The following is a 17,198-nucleotide window of genomic DNA, read 5'->3' as shown; positions in this document are numbered from 1 at the left end:
GAAATTTTGGGCGCTATGGAGCCTGTCGTTTTTGTGACGAGAACGAGTTGCGCGCGCGATTGGGTGGCGTTATTCAAAAGAACGATATAGGTGGAGACTAACGTGTCAGACGCGTCTGCAAAAATCCGGCCGGAATTGTTTCATTATAAGAAGCTAAATTTAGGGTGTGGCTGGGATATCCGCGAGGGCTTCCTCAATGTTGACCTTCACGATTTTCACAAGCCGGACTATGTTGCCGATATTCTGGATCTGCATGAACTGCCGAGCGATCACTACAACGTGATTGTCGCGCAGGACGTACTTGAGCACATCGAACGAGCAAAGCAGGTGCCGGCCCTCAAAGAATGGGCAAGGCTCTTATCTGCCCATGGGCGCCTGAAGGTTCGACTCCCGAGCCTTTTCGACATGTTTCGGACAGGCACCGGATCGGGATGGTTCTCAGCCCAAGCGCATGCGCACTTGGTCAATATGGTCTACGGCACCCAAGCGTATAATGGCGACTACCATCTCGCCGGACATACCGCCTTGACCCTGGTGGACGCCGGAAAACAAGTGAGCTTGGTGATAAGCCAGGCTGCAATCAAGGATGGCTGGCTGTTCGACGTCGAGTTCGCCAGGAACACCGAGGAACTGTCCAAGGAAGAATTTGTTCACAACGTATATTTCGAGGAACTCGGCCGCCCGGTCGATCCGTCCGGCTTCAAGATGAGTCTGGACATCTTGGCCCGCAAGAGCCGCGACGCGCTTGTGGCGATCATCCGCGACTCTGCCGAGTGGAAGGCCCTTCGGACGTAGCTCTCGGCAATTTCCATATGTGTTGCCGCGCTTCACAGCTGAAGACAAGGCTCCTCAGGGTTGGTTAAGCAGATTGCTGCGATACCCAAACCAAGAGTGCGAGGATCGCCTGACACTCCGGCATCCTTTGGGGATCTGGCGTCAGGAATGAAGAATTCAATGTCCACGGTGCCAAGCCCTGGCGGCAACTCAAGCCGCTCTATCTTGCGTGACGACTGAGCAGTAAATTGCCAATCGTCTGACCTTTTGCCGTTGACGGTAATTTCGATCCTCTGACCTGCTAGGTTGCCGCCCACGAACCCTTGGGCATCAAATTCAAGAACTTTGCGTTCATCGTCGTCAGGAAGTTGGTAATGAAGGGTGGCGTGCTTGCCTGCCGTCCAGCGGCCCCACGTCTCGATGCCAGACCATCCGTTGCCACACACAGCGTTAGGATCGGAGAACTTGAATGGTGATGACAAAGCAAGGGGAACTCCGTCCTTGCAGAGATGAGCCGCGGCGAGCGCAGAGAGCCTGTCGCTGGGCAGACTGAGCAGATTGGGCTTAAGCCGGATAAAGGAGAAATTATCGGCGCGTGTGAGATCCACCATTCCCGACGATCGAAGTTCATCTATATAAGGCTGCATTTCGTCGAAGTACTCTTCAGCATGCGGCCATTCATGTGCCGCCCATAGGAGATCTATATAAGGTATCGCTACGACATCGGCGTCTTTTTGTGTGAGCAGCCAAAGAACTTTTCTCCCAAAATCGGGGCCAGTCTTACCGATCTCAAACGCAAGCATCGTATCAGGCCAACCCTGCATCGCGGTGGTGAGGTTCTTATCACCGCCAATGTTATACGCGTTAACATCTAATCTGCTCGCCATGTAATTCACGAAGAAGTCGTTTCGAAATGGCAGAAAAGCAACTTTTTCCGCCGGCCGAAAGATAGGCTTCAGACTCTCAACATAGCTATCGATTGCCGCGATCTCCTGCCGAGAGTGGGCATTGGCAACAATGATCGCGCGCGTCGGGACGTTGAAGGCAATTCCAGCCAATATGATTGCAATGGTAATGCCAGACTGCACACGATGGCTTGCCACATGTAGTGCGAGCAATGCCCACGATCCAAACAAGCCAAGCGCCACCCATCGGTAACTGGCGCGCATGTTATTAAACCCGGGCAAATATATGGAGAGGAATTCGGTCCCGGTCCGCCATGGCGCATACTGAAGTGGCATCAACATACTATCAGCGCCGTCCGGCTTCATTACATTCAATTTGAATGACGGACCTAAGGCCATATAAAAGCCACAGAGACCGACAAGCAGGAAAGCGACTTTCAGTCTGGCATCAAATGACTTCGTCATCGCCGAATAAATCCCGGCTACGATCAACATTAAGGCAAACGAGTCGCTAAACACAGACCGGTCACCGAAATAGTTATTCTCCAGGCGGGCCGCGCCGAACCCAAGTAAATCAGCAATCCAAACAATTCCCTTTGCTGGAACAAAAAAGAATTCTATATTTGACCCAAACGCCCTGAATAGAGATAAATCGTCCCTCTCGAAACTCGCCTTCCCAATATAACTAACGTATAATAAATATGAAATTGCGAATGACAACGCAATTGTCGGGGTGCATCTATACAACAGTTCACGGCGATCCGTCGGATTAAGTGCAAACTCAGCCGACAGCAGCACTGCCGTTCCCGTCGCGAACATCATGAAGCTATAACCGTCCATGAAGACGGCAGAAAGGGCGGCCGCAAAGAACAGAATGGATGAAGGCAAATCACGCCGGTAGCGCACCAGCCGCAATGCGGCATAAAAATAAAAAGGCAGAAGCGCCATCCCAAGGGACACCATGGAATATTCCGCGTGCTGCCAGATGACCGGCAGAGTGAGCCACAACAAGGCGCACAGCAAGGAAATCCCACGTTTGGCGCCAATAAGGCGCACAAACCTGTACGCGCCATAAAATGCGACAGTGAGCCACATCGCGAATGCCAGCGAATATGCGTCGGCCGGAGGGACGCCGATCTTCAGGAAGAATGCGGTTGGCAAGGCCGCAGCAAGTCCAAATGAGATCGCCGCGGGGTCCGGCATGCCAAAATTTGTCGCGTAAATCGAAAAGCCATTTGCAAAGGATTGCGCGAAGCCCAGCGTCCAGACAGCTTGACCAGTTGTGGGCACCATCAACCCAGGGAGAGCTCCATTTACAAGCAAGCCGATAAAAAGAGCGATCGCAGCGAGCAGGCTGAAGCCGACTTTGTAAGAAATGGTCCCATCAGTCTCGTTCATTGGTCGTCCCATACAGTCGACCGGCGATCAGCCCGCCAACAAAAAATAGAAGATCGCCCAGGACGGTGATCATTCGTCCGATCACCACCGCCAGGAGAATGATCGAGCTGGGGCTGAGCCCGTCGAGCAGAAAGAGCAGAACAGCTTCCCTGACGCCGATGCCTGCCGGCGCGCCTGGGGTTAAAAGTCCCGCAAGCCAGGCAATTACATATGCACCGGCTATGGCCGGATAGAGGCGAAGGTCGCTCGAACCACCGGCAAGGCTGTAGGCGGCAACGAAGATCGCGCCAGAAACAGCAAGATAAGAGGCATAGAACGCCGCTGACCTCGCGAGAGTCGATCCGAACAACCACCCTGTCAGCAGGAGAAGTGCTGCAGCAAGAATAAAGAATAAGGGTAAGCTAGTGGTCCAACCAACGTCTAGAAACACGAATGGTGACACGAGGGGGACAAACAAAATCGTAGACGCCGCGATTATCAGCAATTCCAAAACGGACGACTTTGCAAGCGGCGCGTTGCTGATACCGGCGGCGATCCCCAATGCCTGTCTGCCGACCAGTTGGAAAACATTACCTGGAACGTATTTCCCCAGTTGTGAAGTGGCGTAAGCCCACACTGCCCAACGAAATGGTCGCTCTACACCAACATAAACAAGAATTTCTCGCCAACCGGAAGCAAGTAGAATACTCGAAATTCCTGATATAAATGAGAGAGATATTAGAAATACTATATCCAGCGTGTCAAAGTTTCGGAAACTTATTTCACTCCCATACAATATTATCTTATTAAAAACGAAAAGCAGAGCCAGGAACGCCAAGAAGAACCCAAGCGCTTTAATATTATCTCTAACAAACCTGTCTATTGTTTTATAGATCATCATGCGTGAACGAGAACACCTGATTCGCTCCAAAAAGAAAGCGTCGGTAGGTAACCATCTTTAAACCTACCGAGCGTCCAGCATCCGACAGCTTCTTTTTATCCAACAGGTCTTCATGCTCTTCGTTCGCACTTCGACTGAAAACACCGATTCGAGAACCTACCCAATGGACCCAATCCATTGAGGGATGAGGCGTCGTACAGACAATTCGTGCCGCTGGGACACGCACTAGGTTCGACTTCAAAGTCGCCAAGAAAGTGCGAGGATCCTTTACGTGCTCGATTACCGCCAAAGCAGCAATGGTGTCGAACACCTCCACGGCCAGATGTTCCGCCTGGACAAATTTATGCGAAGGATATTTCTTTCTAGCAGCCGCGATCGATACCGGATCCAGGTCGATCCCTACATAGTTCCGGCTGTCAACAAGCTCCGCCAACGCACCATTGCCACAACCGACGTCCAATACGCGGCCTTTTATGTATTCTCTAACAGCGACAATTCGCTGCCGCTTCAAGAATGGGGAAAGCACTCCCTCGGTCGCTTGGTCAGCCAATTTCTATACCTTGGATGTTTTTCACAATGCAAAAAGGTACCGGTTCAGCCCGAACCCTGCATAAGGACGGACTGGCACTATCATTTTGCCTTCCTAGAGCGGCAATGAAGCATCGTCCAGGGCAATGGCGACAGAACCTCAACCACCTCGAAGAACCGCGACACCAGCGAAACGAAGCCGCGCTGCGACCAGTGCTGCAGATGGCCCGGTGTGTTTCCCAGGGCAGATACGTATTTTCCGCGCGCCAGGTTGAGTGCACGCCAAAGCGGCTCCCGAGGCACGCTGAGTATCAGGTCCGATCTTGCAATGCGCTGCAGTGCCTGCAAAGCCTTTTGCGGCTCCTCGAGGTGCTCCATCACCTCGCAACACACGATAAGATCGGCGCCATCTTGTTCGGGCATCACCTCGTAGATGCTGCGTACCTCAAAACGCTCGGGATCCATACCGCGCCCGCGGGCTTCTTCCTTTGCCATTCCGATAACCTGCGTGGAGAAATCGGTACCCCGCGCATCGATGGCCTGGTCAAGCCAGCGCATGACCCAATAGCCCTCTCCACATCCGACCTCGTGGATGGTGGTGGGGCTGACCTTTGCCACCAGGCCGGACAGGGCACCGTCGAATCCTGCGACCATCCGACGTGCGATCAGGTTCCGCGTGCCGTATTTGTCATAGGTGTTGCCTATGACGATGCCGTCCTCTGCCTGTCCGCCAGCTACCTTCATCCGTTCAGCCTGCTTTCCTGCCGCTTTGGGCGCAGTCGCGCGATCTCTCCTGGCGTGGCGCGCTGCGTATAGCGGATGTCTTCGAGAAGCTTGCGGTTGGCCGCTATCACATCGGCCAGAAAGGCGACCAGAAGTGCCTGGAAGCCCATCGACATGAGCGCACCCGCCAGGATCACCGACTGTATGTGGCCGCTACCTCCGTCAAACAGAAAGAAATAAAGAAAACGCAGGCCGATCAGAAAACCAACGCCGAAAAGAATGGCCGCGACCGTGCCGAAGAACCGGGCCGGCTGGTAGATAACGAAAATACGGATGATCGTGAAAATCGAGCGCTTCAGATAAGACGGAATGCTCTTCACCAGCCTCGACGGCCGCAGGTCGCCGTTGACGCGGACCGGCACCGAAACCACGCGCATATTCTTGCGACCGGCCTGAATGATGGTTTCCAGCGTGTAGGTGTAGTTGTTGAACACGGCGAGACGCTGGGCCGCGTTTCGCGAGATGGCGCGAAATCCGCTTGGGGCGTCCTGGACATCGGTGCCGCTGCTGACGCGAACCACCCAGCTGCCAATCTTCTGCAGAAGCTTCTTGACCGGCGAGAAATGCTCTATCTCCGATATCGGTCGGGCCCCGATGACCATATCCGCACGCCCTTGCAGAACCGGCCGGGTCAACGCCGGCAGGTCGGCCGCGTTATACTGATTGTCGGCATCGGTGTTGACGATGACATCCGCGCCCCGCGCGAGGCAGGCTTCAATGCCAGTCATGAAAGCATAGGCGAGACCGCGATTGCTGGTATGGCGCACAATGTGGTCGACGCCGTTTTCCTCGGCAACCCTCACCGTCTCGTCGCTGCTTCCATCGTCGATGATCAACCATTCGACGCAGTCAAAACCAGCAACGGTCCGCGGCAGATCATTCAGCGCTATCGCGAGCGTTTCCGCCTCGTTATAGCAAGGGATCTGGATAATCAGCTTTGGCAGCGGCGTACTCTCGAATTGGGACCCTGATACCCATGCATCTACCATTCTCAGACTGAGGCGCAAGCGGTTTTCCCCTGGCAGAAACCTCACCCACTATTGAGCAACGGAGTCGGCGAAATGTGTATTGGCGTTTTTTCATAATGAGTTGTCGCCTGATCGCTCCTCGAAGCGTTGTCTCTGCTACCACCGCAAAAATGTCCGGAATCCTTTGCCCAATTCGCTGCTCAATTCGCTTCCGGAGAGAAGATTGAGAATCGGGATCGATGGCAGGAATTTAGGATCGGCCTCCGACGGAATTGGGCGGTTCGTCCACAATGCCGTGAAAGCGCTGACGGCCCTCGGCGCTGATGTCTTTCTGTACGCACCGGGCAAGATCAATGCAGACTACGATATTCCGCATGGCGTTTCCGTGCGGACCGCCAACTTCAAGGGTTCTGTTGCCCGAACCTATTGGGGACAGGCCGTGGTGCCCTCCTGGGCCGCGCGCGACAAAGTAGAGATCTTCTGGGGCCCATCGCACCGCCTGCCCTTCCTGCTCGACCGCCACATCGGGCGGGTGGTCACCATCCATGACCTCGTCTGGTTGCACGCTGCGCAGACCATGCGAACCCGGACTTGGGTGGGTGATCGCCTGCTGATGAAGCCGGCGTTGAAGACCGCTGATGTCGTGGTCGCGGATTCGATGGCCACCGCCACTGCCTTGACGAACGAATTCCCCTGGCTGAAATCGCCGATCAAGACAGTTGCCCCCGGTACGGTGGCATTGCCGCCGCACGGTGATGTTGGGAGCCTGGAACCGCTCGGCATCGTCAAGCCCTATGCGCTTTTTGTCGGCACAATCGAGCCACGCAAGAACCTCAGCAACCTGATAAAGGCCTACGGTCTGTTGCCGGCCACTGTCCAATCCGGCTGCGACCTGGTCGTGGTCGGCGCGAAGGGCTGGAAACAAACGGGCTTGGCCGACCAGGTCCGCAGTAGCGGCCTCGAGACAAATATCAAATTTACCGGTTTCGTCGACGACGCGACGCTCGCCACGATCTATGCGAATTGCCTGTTTCTCGTGATGCCATCGCTTTATGAGGGGTTTGGTTTTCCGATCGTCGAGGCCCAATCTTTCGGCAAGCCAGTGCTGACGTCGAACACCTCGTCAATGCCCGAAGTCGCGGGGAACAATGCCGTGCTCGTCGATCCGAAGAATCCCTCGGCAATTGCTGATGCATTTCACCGGCTCTGTGTCGATGCGAAATTTCGAGACCGGATCGCTGCGGACGCGAAGAAAAATGCCGCGCGTTTCACCTGGGAGAATTACGCCAAGGGTATGCTTCAGATTTTTGAACTGGCCATCGAGCGAAGACGGAAGACCAACATTTGAAAGTGCTGCATTTCTTCAAGACATACTGGCCCGATACCTTTGGCGGGGTGGAGCGGACGATACACGCCATCGCTCAAAGCACCGCCAGCCACGGCATCGAAACCGAAGTGCTCTCGTTGAGCCGTGCTCCGAACGAGAACACGCAGCATCTCGACGGGCACATGGCCCGGAAAGCCAGGCTGGATTTCGAACTGGCGTCGACCGGGTTTTCGCTCGAGGTCTTTCGGAAGTTCGGGGCGCTCGCCGGGAAAGCCGACCTCATACACTACCATTTCCCATGGCCATTCATGGACATGGTGCATTTTCAATCCCGTCATGGCAAACCGACCGTCGTCACCTACCATTCCGACATCGTCAAACAGAGGCTTTTGCTGCCTCTTTATCGGCCGCTGATGCTGCGCTTCCTCAGGGATGTGGACGCTATCGTCGCGACATCTCCGGACTATTTGAAATCGAGCCCCGTTCTCAGAGCCTTGGAGGGCAAATCGGCGATCATCCCAATCGGCATCAATGAAACCGATTATCCCACGCCGACCGAAGCCGACAACAGATGGTGCCAAGCGGCGGTGACGGAGCCTTTCGTGCTCTTCGTCGGCGTCTTGCGCTACTACAAGGGGCTGGACGTGCTGATTCAGGCGGCCGACAAAGTCAGGTGCAAGATCGTTATTGCCGGATCAGGGCCTATCGAAGAGCGCCTGAAGCTTCAGGCCAAGACGTTGCGTCGCAACAATGTGATATTCCTCGGCGAGGTGGCCGAGCGGCACAAGATGGCGCTCCTCCACAACTGCCTGGGGTTCGTTTTTCCGTCAAACCAGAGGTCGGAAGCCTACGGGCTTTCTCTCGTCGAGGCTGCGATGTGCGGTAAACCGATGATCTCCTGCGAGATCGGAACGGGAACAAGTTATGTGAACAAAGCCGGCGAGACCGGGTTGGTCGTACCGCCTTCCGATCCAGCACGCCTTGCCGAAGCCATCAACCAGGTCGTCGATTCGCCGGTCGAGGCAGCGAACTGGGGGCGAGCTGCTCGCGATCGCTACGTTCGCCTCTTTACAGCTGACAGGATGGGAAAAACATACGCCGATCTCTATCACCAACTCGATAACCGCCGACGCTGAATACGGTTTCGCACTGTGGCAGCCGGTGAATCCCCGCGATTTGTTGGTTGTTGATGCAGTCAAATCCCCGTCAGGTCACCTGCTCAGGAGACGACGGACCACCTCTCGCGCCGATTTCTGCAGTACCGGCGCACTCCATCCAAACACGGAGGCAAACTTCGCGCTCGACAGCCGGGAATTGACGGGGCGGCGCGCCTTGGTCGGATAGTCCGTCGCAGCAATATCGCGCACCCGCGCGGAGGGGCCACCGAGCCCACCGCTTATGTCCAGGATATGGCGGGCGAAGCCGCTCCAGTTGGTCTCGCCCGTGCCGGCCAGATGATAGATGCCCCACGCGGCGAAATCCTCGTTGCGGTGCAGCCGTGCTGCCGCATGCAGGATCGCGTCAGCGATATCAAGCGCGGAAGTGGGATTTCCCCATTGGTCGGCCACAACCGGTATCTCGTCGCGGTCGCTGGCCAGCCTCAGCATGGTTTTGGCGAAATTCTTGCCGAACGGGCTGTAGACCCACGCCGTGCGCAAGATCAGGTGGCGCGAATTGGCTGATGCCACCGCCTGTTCGCCGGCAAGCTTGGAGGCGCCGTAGACGCCAATCGGCGCGGTCGCGTCGGTTTCCAGATAGGGACCGTCCTTGGTGCCGTCGAAGACATAGTCGGTCGACAGATGGATGACGGGCACGCCGAGCCGAGCCGCCGCCTGCGCCACCTCGCCGGCGCCGGCGGCGTTCACCGCAAAGGCGAGCTCAGGTTCGTCCTCGGCCTGGTCCACCGCCGTGTAGGCGGCTGCCGACACGACGACATCGGGCATGGCGGCCGCTATGGCGTCGATCACGGTCCCGGGCCGCGCGAGGTCAAGTTGCGGCCGGCCGATGGCGATGATCTCGACGCCTTCGCGCCCGCGCCCAGCCCCCAGAAGGCTTGCCGCGACCTGGCCCTCGCGTCCGGTGACAGCGAGCCTCACACGGCCGCCTTGCGGGCTTCGCCCAGCCTTTCGCCGGCATAGCGCTGTTCGCGGATCGGTCCCCACCACCATTTGTTGTCCAGGTACCAGTCGACCGTCCTTGCCAGGCCGCTGTCGAAATTCTCCCTCGGCGCCCAGCCGAGGTCGCGGCCGATCTTGGAGGCGTCGATGGCGTAGCGGCGATCATGGCCGGGACGGTCGGTGACGAAAGAGATCAGGTCGCGATGGCTTTTGCCGCCGGCCCGGGGGCGCCTGGCGTCGAGCAGATCGCAGATCGTCTCGACGACACCCAGATTGGTGCGTTCCGAATTGCCGCCGACATTGTAGCTCTCGCCCGGCTGCCCCTTGGTGGCGATCAGTTCCAGCGCGCGCGCATGGTCCTCGACGAACAGCCAGTCACGCACATTGGCGCCGGCGCCGTAGACCGGCAGCGGCTTCTCGTCGAGAGCGTTGAGGATGACCAGCGGGATCAGCTTTTCGGGAAAATGGTAGGGCCCGTAATTGTTCGAACAGTTGGACAGCACCACCGGCAGGCCATAGGTCTCGTGCCAGGCGCGCACCAGATGGTCGGAGGCCGCCTTGGAGGCGGAATAGGGCGAAGACGGCGCGTAAGGCGTCTCTTCCACGAACATGCCACCATCGAAGGGCAGGTCGCCGAACACCTCGTCGGTCGAGACGTGATGGAAGCGGAAACGGCCCTTCCTGTCGTCGGAAAGGCCGCGCCAGTACTCCAGCGCTGCGTTGAGTATCCGGTAGGTGCCGACGATGTTGGTCTCGATGAAGGCGCCCGGCCCATCGATCGAGCGGTCGACATGGCTCTCGGCGGCGAGGTTCATGACGATGTCGATATCGCCGCGGCGCAATATGTCGAGCACCGCCCGCTCGTCGCAGATGTCGGCCTGGGCGAAGCTGTAATTTCGTGCATTTTCGATCGGCCGCAGCGAGGCCAGGTTGCCGGCATAGGTCAGCTTGTCGAGATTGGTCACCCGGTAGGCCGGGTTGGTGCACAGATGCCGGCACACCGCCGAACCGATGAAGCCGGCCCCGCCCGTCACCAGAAAATTCATGCCGCTATCCCCGTGCATCTGGCAATGTTCATCAGGCAAACACCTCGGCGGCGGCGAGCAGCGGCGCCTTGAGGTCCTTGTCAGAAAGCTGGAAGCCGCCAGCCGGCGGCGGCCATTCGATGCCGATGGCCGGATCGTCGAAACGGATCGAGCGGTCGTGTTCGGGCGAATAGGTGTCGGTCACCTTGTACAGCACCTCGGTATGGGGCACGAGCGTCATGAAGCCGTGGGCGAAGCCCTTGGGCACCAGGATCTGGTTGCCCTTCTCGGCCGAGACCTCGAGGGCAACCCATTTTCCGAATGTCGGCGAGGAGCGGCGGATATCGACCGCGACATCCAGGACGCTGCCTCTGACAACGCGCAGCAGCTTGTCCTGGGCACGTGGCGGCAACTGATAGTGCAGCCCCCTGACGACACCGGCCGCGGCGGAATAGGAGTGATTGTCCTGGACGAAGGCGAGTTCGAGGCCGGCCTCGGCGAAGCGTGCGGCGTTCCAGGTTTCGGTGAAGTAGCCACGGGCATCGCCGTGCCGCTTCGGAATGATTTCGAGCAGACCTTCGATGCCAAGGGGTCTCACCTCCAGCATCTAGTCCTCCGACAACTCGACCACCCGGCGGCGCAGATAGGCGGCATATTCATTTTTTCCCAATCGGGTTGCGCGCTGCAACACTTCGTCAGCCCGCAGCCAGCCCTGTTCGAAGGCGATTTCCTCCGGACAGGCGACCTTGATGCCTTGGCGACGTTCGATTGTACGCACGAACGAAGAAGCATCATCCAGGCTGTCATGAGTGCCGGTATCGAGCCAGGCATAACCGCGCCCCAACCTATGCACCTGCAACTGGCCACGCTCGAGGTAGGCATTGTTGACCGCCGTGATTTCGAGCTCGCCTCGAGCCGAGGGCCGAATCCTTGAGGCGATATCGACAACCTGGTTGTCGTAGAAATAAAGGCCGGTGACGGCCCAGTTGGATTTCGGCTTCTGTGGTTTTTCCTCAATCGTGAGCGCGGTTCCAGTGGTCTTGTCGAAGGACACCACGCCATAGCGCTCCGGATCCTCGACATGGTAGGCGAACACCGAAGCGCCGCTTTCGCGCGATGCCGCGGTGCGGCAAAGCTTGGACAATCCGTCGCCAAAATAGATGTTGTCGCCCAGTATCATCGAAACGCTGTCCGCGCCGATGAAATCGCGGCCGATAATGAACGCTTCCGCAAGCCCGTTGGGCTGCGGCTGCTCGGCGTAGGACAACTCAAGCCCGAATTCCGATCCATCGCCCAACAGCTCGCGGAAAACCGGCAGGTCCCGCGGCGTGGATATGACCAGAATCTCTCGAATCCCCGCAAGCATCAAAACGCTCAGCGGGTAATAGATCATCGGTTTGTCGTATACCGGGAGGATTTGCTTGGAGACCGCCAACGTTAGCGGATAAAGGCGCGTTCCACTGCCCCCAGCAAGGATAATTCCTTTCAAGAAACTCTCCTTGACATGCCTAAGTCCCCTCCCCTGACACAAGCCGCCCGTGCTTAGGTTTCATGCCGTGGCTTGTCAATCTGGTGCCCGACGAAGGGGCCGAGCGAGTGTCCCCGGCCCCCGCCAACCGCCCTTGCCTTGCCGGGCCCGAGGTCCTGGCCGGGACAAGCAGATCGTCTTCATCGTGATGGCCTATCTCGCCCATCTCGCGCCTTTGGTTCAGCCGCTCGGCAAAACCCTTGTGAAAGACGATCGCATTCAAATAGGCAAACGTCATCGCGAGTGCTGCGGTTCGCAAGGGATAGTCGACAAGAGAGTGAACGAGCAAAAACGACACCGACAGAAATGCAGCCTTCTGTAACGGCTCCCGGCGAATCCGGACCGACGAGGCGAAAAGCAATATGGCATACACAATCATTAACAAAACGACCGGTATGCCGCCCTCAAGTGCCAATTCGAGGTAGTCATTGTGGGCATGATTTACATAAGTTCTGAAAATCATTCCGGCTTTTTCGTATATCTGATAAACCTTCGGAAAGCTGCCGAAACCAACGCCAGTCACCCAGTTCTCTTTCATTCCTTCGATCGTGGTGCGAGCAAACTCCGCCCTGCCGAAAGCCGGATCGACCACTTTCGCATCGATCTTCGCCCATGCGCCGATCGTGTAGACGGAAAGCCCGATGAAAACCGCAAGAATGCCATATCCGCCCGCCCTTGAGCGAGCGGACAGGAAGACAACTGATATCGCGGTGATCACCAGTCCGATCAGAATGCCGGCGCGCGAGCCGGCTGCCAGAAGAAGCAGCAAGAGCATCGTCAGCCCAAGCGATCCGGACAGAAAATGTCCACGGAACAAGCCATAATAGACCACGAATGGGATGGAGACGAAGAGCAAGGCCGAAAAGTGATTTTGATTGGCAAACAGGCCCGCATTGATCGTAAACGGCAGCAATCCTTCTATGGCGACGGTATCGGAGAGCGAATACTGGATCGCCGCGGCCAGGCCATTGCAGATGACGCCCATGAAAAAGAAGGGAACAAGGCCGTAGACCTCCTCGGTGCGCAGGCGGGTGACGCCGAGGAAAAATGCCGCGGCGGCGGCGAAATACAACATGCACTCGATCGTGCGCCCGACGCCGACGCTGACGAAGCGCGATTGCGTTTCACCATCCAGCCAGGGTCTGACAAGCAGCACCTCGGGCCGCAACCCGTCCAGCAAGGCCCCGGGCAGCGGAACGATCTGGAAGCAGAACACGGCTAGGCCGAGAGCAATCAGCCACAAGATCGCCCGGGGAATTGTTTGTCCGCTGGGCCGCGACAGGATGGCCGCGGCCGAGAGAATCGCCGCGATCTCGATCAGCGTTTCGGTGTAGAGGCTGCTCGCGGTGCCGCCGCCAATCAGCAGGGACAGGAAAAGAACCGACCCAAGCAGGTATTTGTCCCACTGCCCGGGCTGCCGTGACCGTGCTCTCACGACGACACCCTCTCGATGCTCAATCTGTGCATGACCAGCGTGCCGACGTATCGAAACCGCCAGCTCTCGGCAATTGCGGCTGTTTCCAGCCTCAGCAACTGTATCGGACACGCAGCCGGTCCGACGATGAAATCCAGGCCCAGGCTTCGCCGGTTGAATGTGCCTTCCGGTATGTTGAAGCGCGCTATCTCGCTTGACGGGTCCGCGCATCTGACGGACCAGAACAGCTGCTTTGGCAGTTTGAGATTTGTTGCGGACACGGTCATGGACATCCGGTAAGAACCGGGGGGCAATTCGACATATTGCTGAAGCGCAGCGTTCTTGACCGGCGTGTTTAGAAATCGAACCGTCGCCCCGCTGTTGCTGTCGCTTTCACTTTCACCCGCGCCCTGCGATCCGGCAAAGGTGATCTCCAGCCCAGATCGGTCGTGTATCACCCAGTCGAACGGCTTGCCGCTGAAGAGCGGCTCGAAGCCGCCATTGAAGATATAGCCGCCCAGCTTCCGCTCCCGATCGGACAGGCTGAAAAGAAACAGCCGATAGGCCGGGCCATAGTCCTTCTGCTTGATGTAACCGGTGATAACGGCGGACAATTCGCTGGATTTCGGGGGCGCATCCGTGCGTCCGAGATCGAGCAGCAGCTGGTTTGCAGGTCCCAGGCTTTGCGGGTTCTGGCCAAGGGCGAGAAAAAGCTTACCACGCCACGGCGCCTCTGCCTCCAGGGCTGCCAGCACGGCCTGATAGCCGTCGGAATTGGAAAGGATGGCAGGCCAGCCTGGGGCGATGGCCGAAAACTGGTCTGGCCACCGGCGCAGCAAGGTGTCGATCTCGCCCACGGCCCTCGCCAGATCGCCTGCCGCGATCGAGCGATCGATGGACCTCTGCAGCGCATGGATTTCAGTCTTGGACAGTTTTCGCGCCTGGTCGAAAAGTTCGAAAGCCTGGGCCTGTTCGCCTTGCCGATATCTGATCTCACCGATCAGGCTGTAGAGACGGGCGTCCGCGACATTGAAGCGAAGCGCATTCTTGGCCTTGGCGGCCAAGGCGCCGAGATCGGCGCTTGTTTCGTTCAGCTCGCCGGCAATTTCGTCTATCAAGGCATCTGCGTTCAGCGGGTCCAGTGCCAGAGACACGCTCGGCGTTTCCTCCTCAAGGAGCCGACTTAGCCCGATCGACGAAGCCATCAACACCAGAACGGAGGCGACGAACCAAACGCTTGAACGCAGGAGATTTTGCATGAGAGGGCTGGCCTGCTCCGTCATCGACTTTGCCCTCAATCTTCGGCGTGCCCGCGCCATGTTCGTAATATTGGTAGTTCATGTATTTATAGGCGTAGTTGTAGTCGAACTTGTTCACCGCGAATTTCGACATTGCCGCCCCGATCACGTTCGCTCCGGCTGCGCGCAGGCGTTTCAGCGCCGTCTTGGCCGCCTTGCGCGTCACCTGGTTCGTGGAAATGACCACCAGTGTGCCCTCGGCAAGCCGGCTGAGAATGGGCGCATCGGACAGGCCGACGATCGGCGGAGCGTCGATGATGACGAGATCGAAACGCTTGCCGAGATTGGTGACGATCAGCGCCATCTTCGGCGATGAAAGCAGATCCGCAGGGTTGGGCGGGATCGTTCCGGACGTCAGCACGGTCACGTTGGGATATTTGGTCGTCCTGAATATGCCCGCCACATCTTCCTTGCGCACGGTATTCGTCAGGAGATTGCTCAACCCGATCGTGTTGTCGAGACCGAACAGCCGATGAAGATTCGGTTTGCGCAGATCGCCGTCGATAAGCAAGACCTTCGCACCGAGGGCGGCGAAATCCTGGCCGAGCTTGAACGAGGTCGTCGACTTGCCTTCGGAAGGCTCGGAGCTGGTCACCAGCAGCGAACGCGGCGCGCCCTCCGCGCCGGAGAATTGCAGCGACGTTCGCAGCGAACGATAAGCTTCCGATAGCCCGGACTTCTGGTCGGCGATGCTGGCCGTCAGTTCGCGGTCATCGACGAGCGGCAGGATACCGAGCATGGCCAGCCCCAGCTCCCTTTCGACCTGCTCGGGGTTGGTGAAGGTGTTGTTCAGCAACTCGATGATGTAGATGATCGATGCAGTGAGAGCCATGAACAGCGCTAGCGCGATCGCCAGATTGATGATCAGGCGCGGAGAATAGGGACTTACGGGCAGGGTCGCGAAATCGACGATGGCTGCGCTTTGCGTCTTGAGCTCGGAGCTGACGCCTACTTCATTCAGCTTGGTGATGAGGCTGTCATATTGCGACCGGTTGGAATCGACCTCGCGCTTGAGGATGGTGTATTTTATATTTTTGTCATTGAAGACAACCTGCTGCTTTTCCATCTCGGCGAGCTTGGATTTGAGGTCGGCTTCCTTGTTCTGCGCTTCCTGGTACTTCAGGCGCAGCGAATCGGTTATCGCCAGGACGCCGTTGTTATAGAGCCGCGTCAGCTCCTTGATCTGCGACTGGAGTTGCTGCATCTCCGGAAAGCCAGGCTTCAGAATGCTCAGTTTCTGCTGATATTGGCTCTTGAGGTCCGCGAGTTTTTCGCTGAGTTTTTGTAAGCCATCACTCTCCAGAACCGGCGACAGGCTGGAGCCTCGCCCCTTGTCTATCTGGTCCACGACGCGACCGGCATCAAGACGATCCTGGATAGCGGTAGCGAGCGCTGTGTTCAGCGCCTCGATGTTCGATCCGATCAGCGATTTGTCGTCGCCGGTGACGGTGATGCCGGCATCCTTCGCATAGGTGACAAGCTCCTCCTCGGACTTCTGCAGCTTCTGCTTGACCTGCAGGACCTGTTCCTGGATGAACTGTCTCGCCAGATCGGACGTCTCGCTGGTCTGGTCGAGACGTTGATCGATAAAACTCTGCGCGACCTGGTTGGCGACGTCGCTTGCGTATCTGGGCTTCTGGTCGATGAAGGTGATCGACAGCAAGCTGGTGTTGGTCACAAGGTTGACCGTCAGATCCTTCAGAACGCGCTTGATCGCCATTGCCTCTCGCTCTTCGGGGGTCTTTTCCTGGATCGAAGGCGATTTGGAAATTCCGAATGCACGGTAGAGGATGTTGCTGAGCGAGAAGCTCGGGGTTGGGAATAGGAAATCCGGTTTTTCGGAGAGCCCCAACTGAAACACGACGCGCTGGGCCAGCGCACGGCTCTTCAGTTTCTCGCGAGCGGTCAGAAACGCGCGTAAGTCGCTGTTTTCGGAAACCACTTCGATGTCCTGAAAAACCTTTGCCGAAGGGACCAGGACTTCCAGCTGTGTCGTTGCCTGATATTTCGGCGTCTGCATCATTGTCACTATGATACCGGCAACTAGGCCAGCCACCGCCATCATGACAATCAGCCAGCGATATTGCACGACATAGAAAAGCAGCTTGAGCGGATTGAATCTCTCGTCGTGAGCGGCATAGTCTCGACCGTAAGGACTATAATTCTGCGCCCCGTCATAATAGAGGTCCGCGGACAAAGCCTGGCCATGTCGAGGACCGGCGATTTGGGGCTGCCTGTTGCGATCGAGCATGC

The 17,198-nt window shown here is 57.4% G+C and carries 15 protein-coding genes; 3 read left to right on the top strand and 12 right to left on the bottom strand.

Features of this window, described 5'->3' with window-relative positions:
• Positions 1-102 precede the first annotated feature (102 nt).
• Positions 103-795, top strand: coding sequence for a methyltransferase domain-containing protein (locus tag FJ951_RS10420; protein ID WP_140514889.1), 693 nt, complete (start codon positions 103-105; stop codon positions 793-795).
• 32 nt (positions 796-827) lie between these two features.
• Here the strand turns inward: FJ951_RS10420 and FJ951_RS10415 are convergent, their stop codons facing one another.
• The 5 genes from FJ951_RS10415 to FJ951_RS10395 all read right to left on the bottom strand — a co-directional run bounded on the left by FJ951_RS10415 (position 828) and on the right by FJ951_RS10395 (position 6,257).
• Complete coding sequence (locus tag FJ951_RS10415) at positions 828-3,077, bottom strand: hypothetical protein (RefSeq protein ID WP_140514887.1); 2,250 nt, start codon at positions 3,075-3,077, stop codon at positions 828-830.
• Positions 3,064-3,957 (bottom strand): hypothetical protein, encoded by an 894-nt coding sequence (locus FJ951_RS10410; protein ID WP_140514885.1) that lies wholly within the window; start codon positions 3,955-3,957, stop codon positions 3,064-3,066. The genes FJ951_RS10415 and FJ951_RS10410 overlap by 14 nt, the downstream gene beginning before the upstream one ends.
• Positions 3,944-4,507, bottom strand: coding sequence for a class I SAM-dependent methyltransferase (locus FJ951_RS10405; RefSeq protein WP_140514883.1), 564 nt, complete (start codon positions 4,505-4,507; stop codon positions 3,944-3,946). The genes FJ951_RS10410 and FJ951_RS10405 overlap by 14 nt, the downstream gene beginning before the upstream one ends.
• Positions 4,508-4,587: 80 nt before the next feature.
• Positions 4,588-5,229: a class I SAM-dependent methyltransferase gene (locus FJ951_RS10400; RefSeq protein WP_140514882.1), complete on the bottom strand. Its 642-nt coding sequence runs from the start codon at positions 5,227-5,229 to the stop codon at positions 4,588-4,590.
• Positions 5,226-6,257, bottom strand: coding sequence for a glycosyltransferase family 2 protein (locus tag FJ951_RS10395; protein WP_140514966.1), 1,032 nt, complete (start codon positions 6,255-6,257; stop codon positions 5,226-5,228). The genes FJ951_RS10400 and FJ951_RS10395 overlap by 4 nt, the downstream gene beginning before the upstream one ends.
• Positions 6,258-6,459: 202 nt before the next feature.
• Between FJ951_RS10395 and FJ951_RS10390 the strand changes: the two genes are divergently transcribed.
• Positions 6,460-7,584, top strand: coding sequence for a glycosyltransferase family 1 protein (locus tag FJ951_RS10390; protein WP_140514880.1), 1,125 nt, complete (start codon positions 6,460-6,462; stop codon positions 7,582-7,584).
• The gene (locus tag FJ951_RS10385; protein WP_140514878.1) at positions 7,581-8,699 is read left to right on the top strand and encodes a glycosyltransferase; all 1,119 of its coding nucleotides are present in this window, start codon (positions 7,581-7,583) and stop codon (positions 8,697-8,699) included. Before FJ951_RS10390 ends, FJ951_RS10385 begins: the two co-directional genes overlap by 4 nt.
• Before the next feature lie 75 nt (positions 8,700-8,774).
• On the opposite strand, the gene rfbD is transcribed toward FJ951_RS10385, so the two are convergent.
• From rfbD to FJ951_RS10350, 7 genes are read right to left on the bottom strand one after another with little or no spacing between them, the layout of a single operon-like run.
• Positions 8,775-9,659, bottom strand: coding sequence for a dTDP-4-dehydrorhamnose reductase (gene rfbD / locus FJ951_RS10380; protein ID WP_140514876.1), 885 nt, complete (start codon positions 9,657-9,659; stop codon positions 8,775-8,777).
• Positions 9,656-10,726, bottom strand: a complete 1,071-nt coding sequence (rfbB, locus tag FJ951_RS10375) for a dTDP-glucose 4,6-dehydratase (RefSeq protein ID WP_140514874.1) — start codon at positions 10,724-10,726, stop codon at positions 9,656-9,658. Before rfbB ends, rfbD begins: the two co-directional genes overlap by 4 nt.
• A 31-nt stretch (positions 10,727-10,757) precedes the next feature.
• Entirely contained in the window at positions 10,758-11,312 is a 555-nt protein-coding gene (gene rfbC / locus FJ951_RS10370; protein WP_140514872.1) for a dTDP-4-dehydrorhamnose 3,5-epimerase, read from the bottom strand.
• Positions 11,313-12,194, bottom strand: coding sequence for a glucose-1-phosphate thymidylyltransferase RfbA (gene rfbA, locus FJ951_RS10365; protein ID WP_140514965.1), 882 nt, complete (start codon positions 12,192-12,194; stop codon positions 11,313-11,315).
• Between the two features lie 19 nt (positions 12,195-12,213).
• Positions 12,214-13,668 (bottom strand): O-antigen ligase family protein, encoded by a 1,455-nt coding sequence (locus tag FJ951_RS10360; protein WP_140514870.1) that lies wholly within the window; start codon positions 13,666-13,668, stop codon positions 12,214-12,216.
• A complete protein-coding gene (locus FJ951_RS10355) occupies positions 13,665-14,930 on the bottom strand; it encodes a hypothetical protein (RefSeq protein ID WP_181172222.1) in 1,266 nt (421 codons plus the stop codon). The genes FJ951_RS10360 and FJ951_RS10355 overlap by 4 nt, the downstream gene beginning before the upstream one ends.
• Complete coding sequence (locus tag FJ951_RS10350) at positions 14,818-17,196, bottom strand: polysaccharide biosynthesis tyrosine autokinase (protein WP_140494876.1); 2,379 nt, start codon at positions 17,194-17,196, stop codon at positions 14,818-14,820. Before FJ951_RS10350 ends, FJ951_RS10355 begins: the two co-directional genes overlap by 113 nt.
• Between the last annotated feature and the right edge of the window lie 2 nt (positions 17,197-17,198).

The organism is Mesorhizobium sp. B2-2-3 (assembly GCF_006442405.1).
GTDB lineage: Bacteria > Pseudomonadota > Alphaproteobacteria > Rhizobiales > Rhizobiaceae > Mesorhizobium.
Note: the sequence above shows the minus strand (reverse complement) of the source record. Positions and strands in the feature narration are given on the sequence as shown.

Bases quoted from the DNA above. Each gene is read 5' to 3' on its own strand.
- FJ951_RS10350 (WP_140494876.1), bottom strand. From the start codon at position 17,196: ATGCTCGATCGCAACAGGCAGCCCCAAATCGCCGGTCCTCGACATGGC.
- FJ951_RS10410 (WP_140514885.1), bottom strand. From the start codon at position 3,957: ATGATGATCTATAAAACAATAGACAGGTTTGTTAGAGATAATATTAAA.
- FJ951_RS10415 (WP_140514887.1), bottom strand. From the start codon at position 3,077: ATGAACGAGACTGATGGGACCATTTCTTACAAAGTCGGCTTCAGCCTG.
- FJ951_RS10395 (WP_140514966.1), bottom strand. From the start codon at position 6,257: ATGGTAGATGCATGGGTATCAGGGTCCCAATTCGAGAGTACGCCGCTG.
- rfbB (WP_140514874.1), bottom strand. From the start codon at position 10,726: ATGAATTTTCTGGTGACGGGCGGGGCCGGCTTCATCGGTTCGGCGGTG.
- rfbC (WP_140514872.1), bottom strand. From the start codon at position 11,312: ATGCTGGAGGTGAGACCCCTTGGCATCGAAGGTCTGCTCGAAATCATT.
- FJ951_RS10400 (WP_140514882.1), bottom strand. From the start codon at position 5,229: ATGAAGGTAGCTGGCGGACAGGCAGAGGACGGCATCGTCATAGGCAAC.
- FJ951_RS10355 (WP_181172222.1), bottom strand. From the start codon at position 14,930: ATGACGGAGCAGGCCAGCCCTCTCATGCAAAATCTCCTGCGTTCAAGC.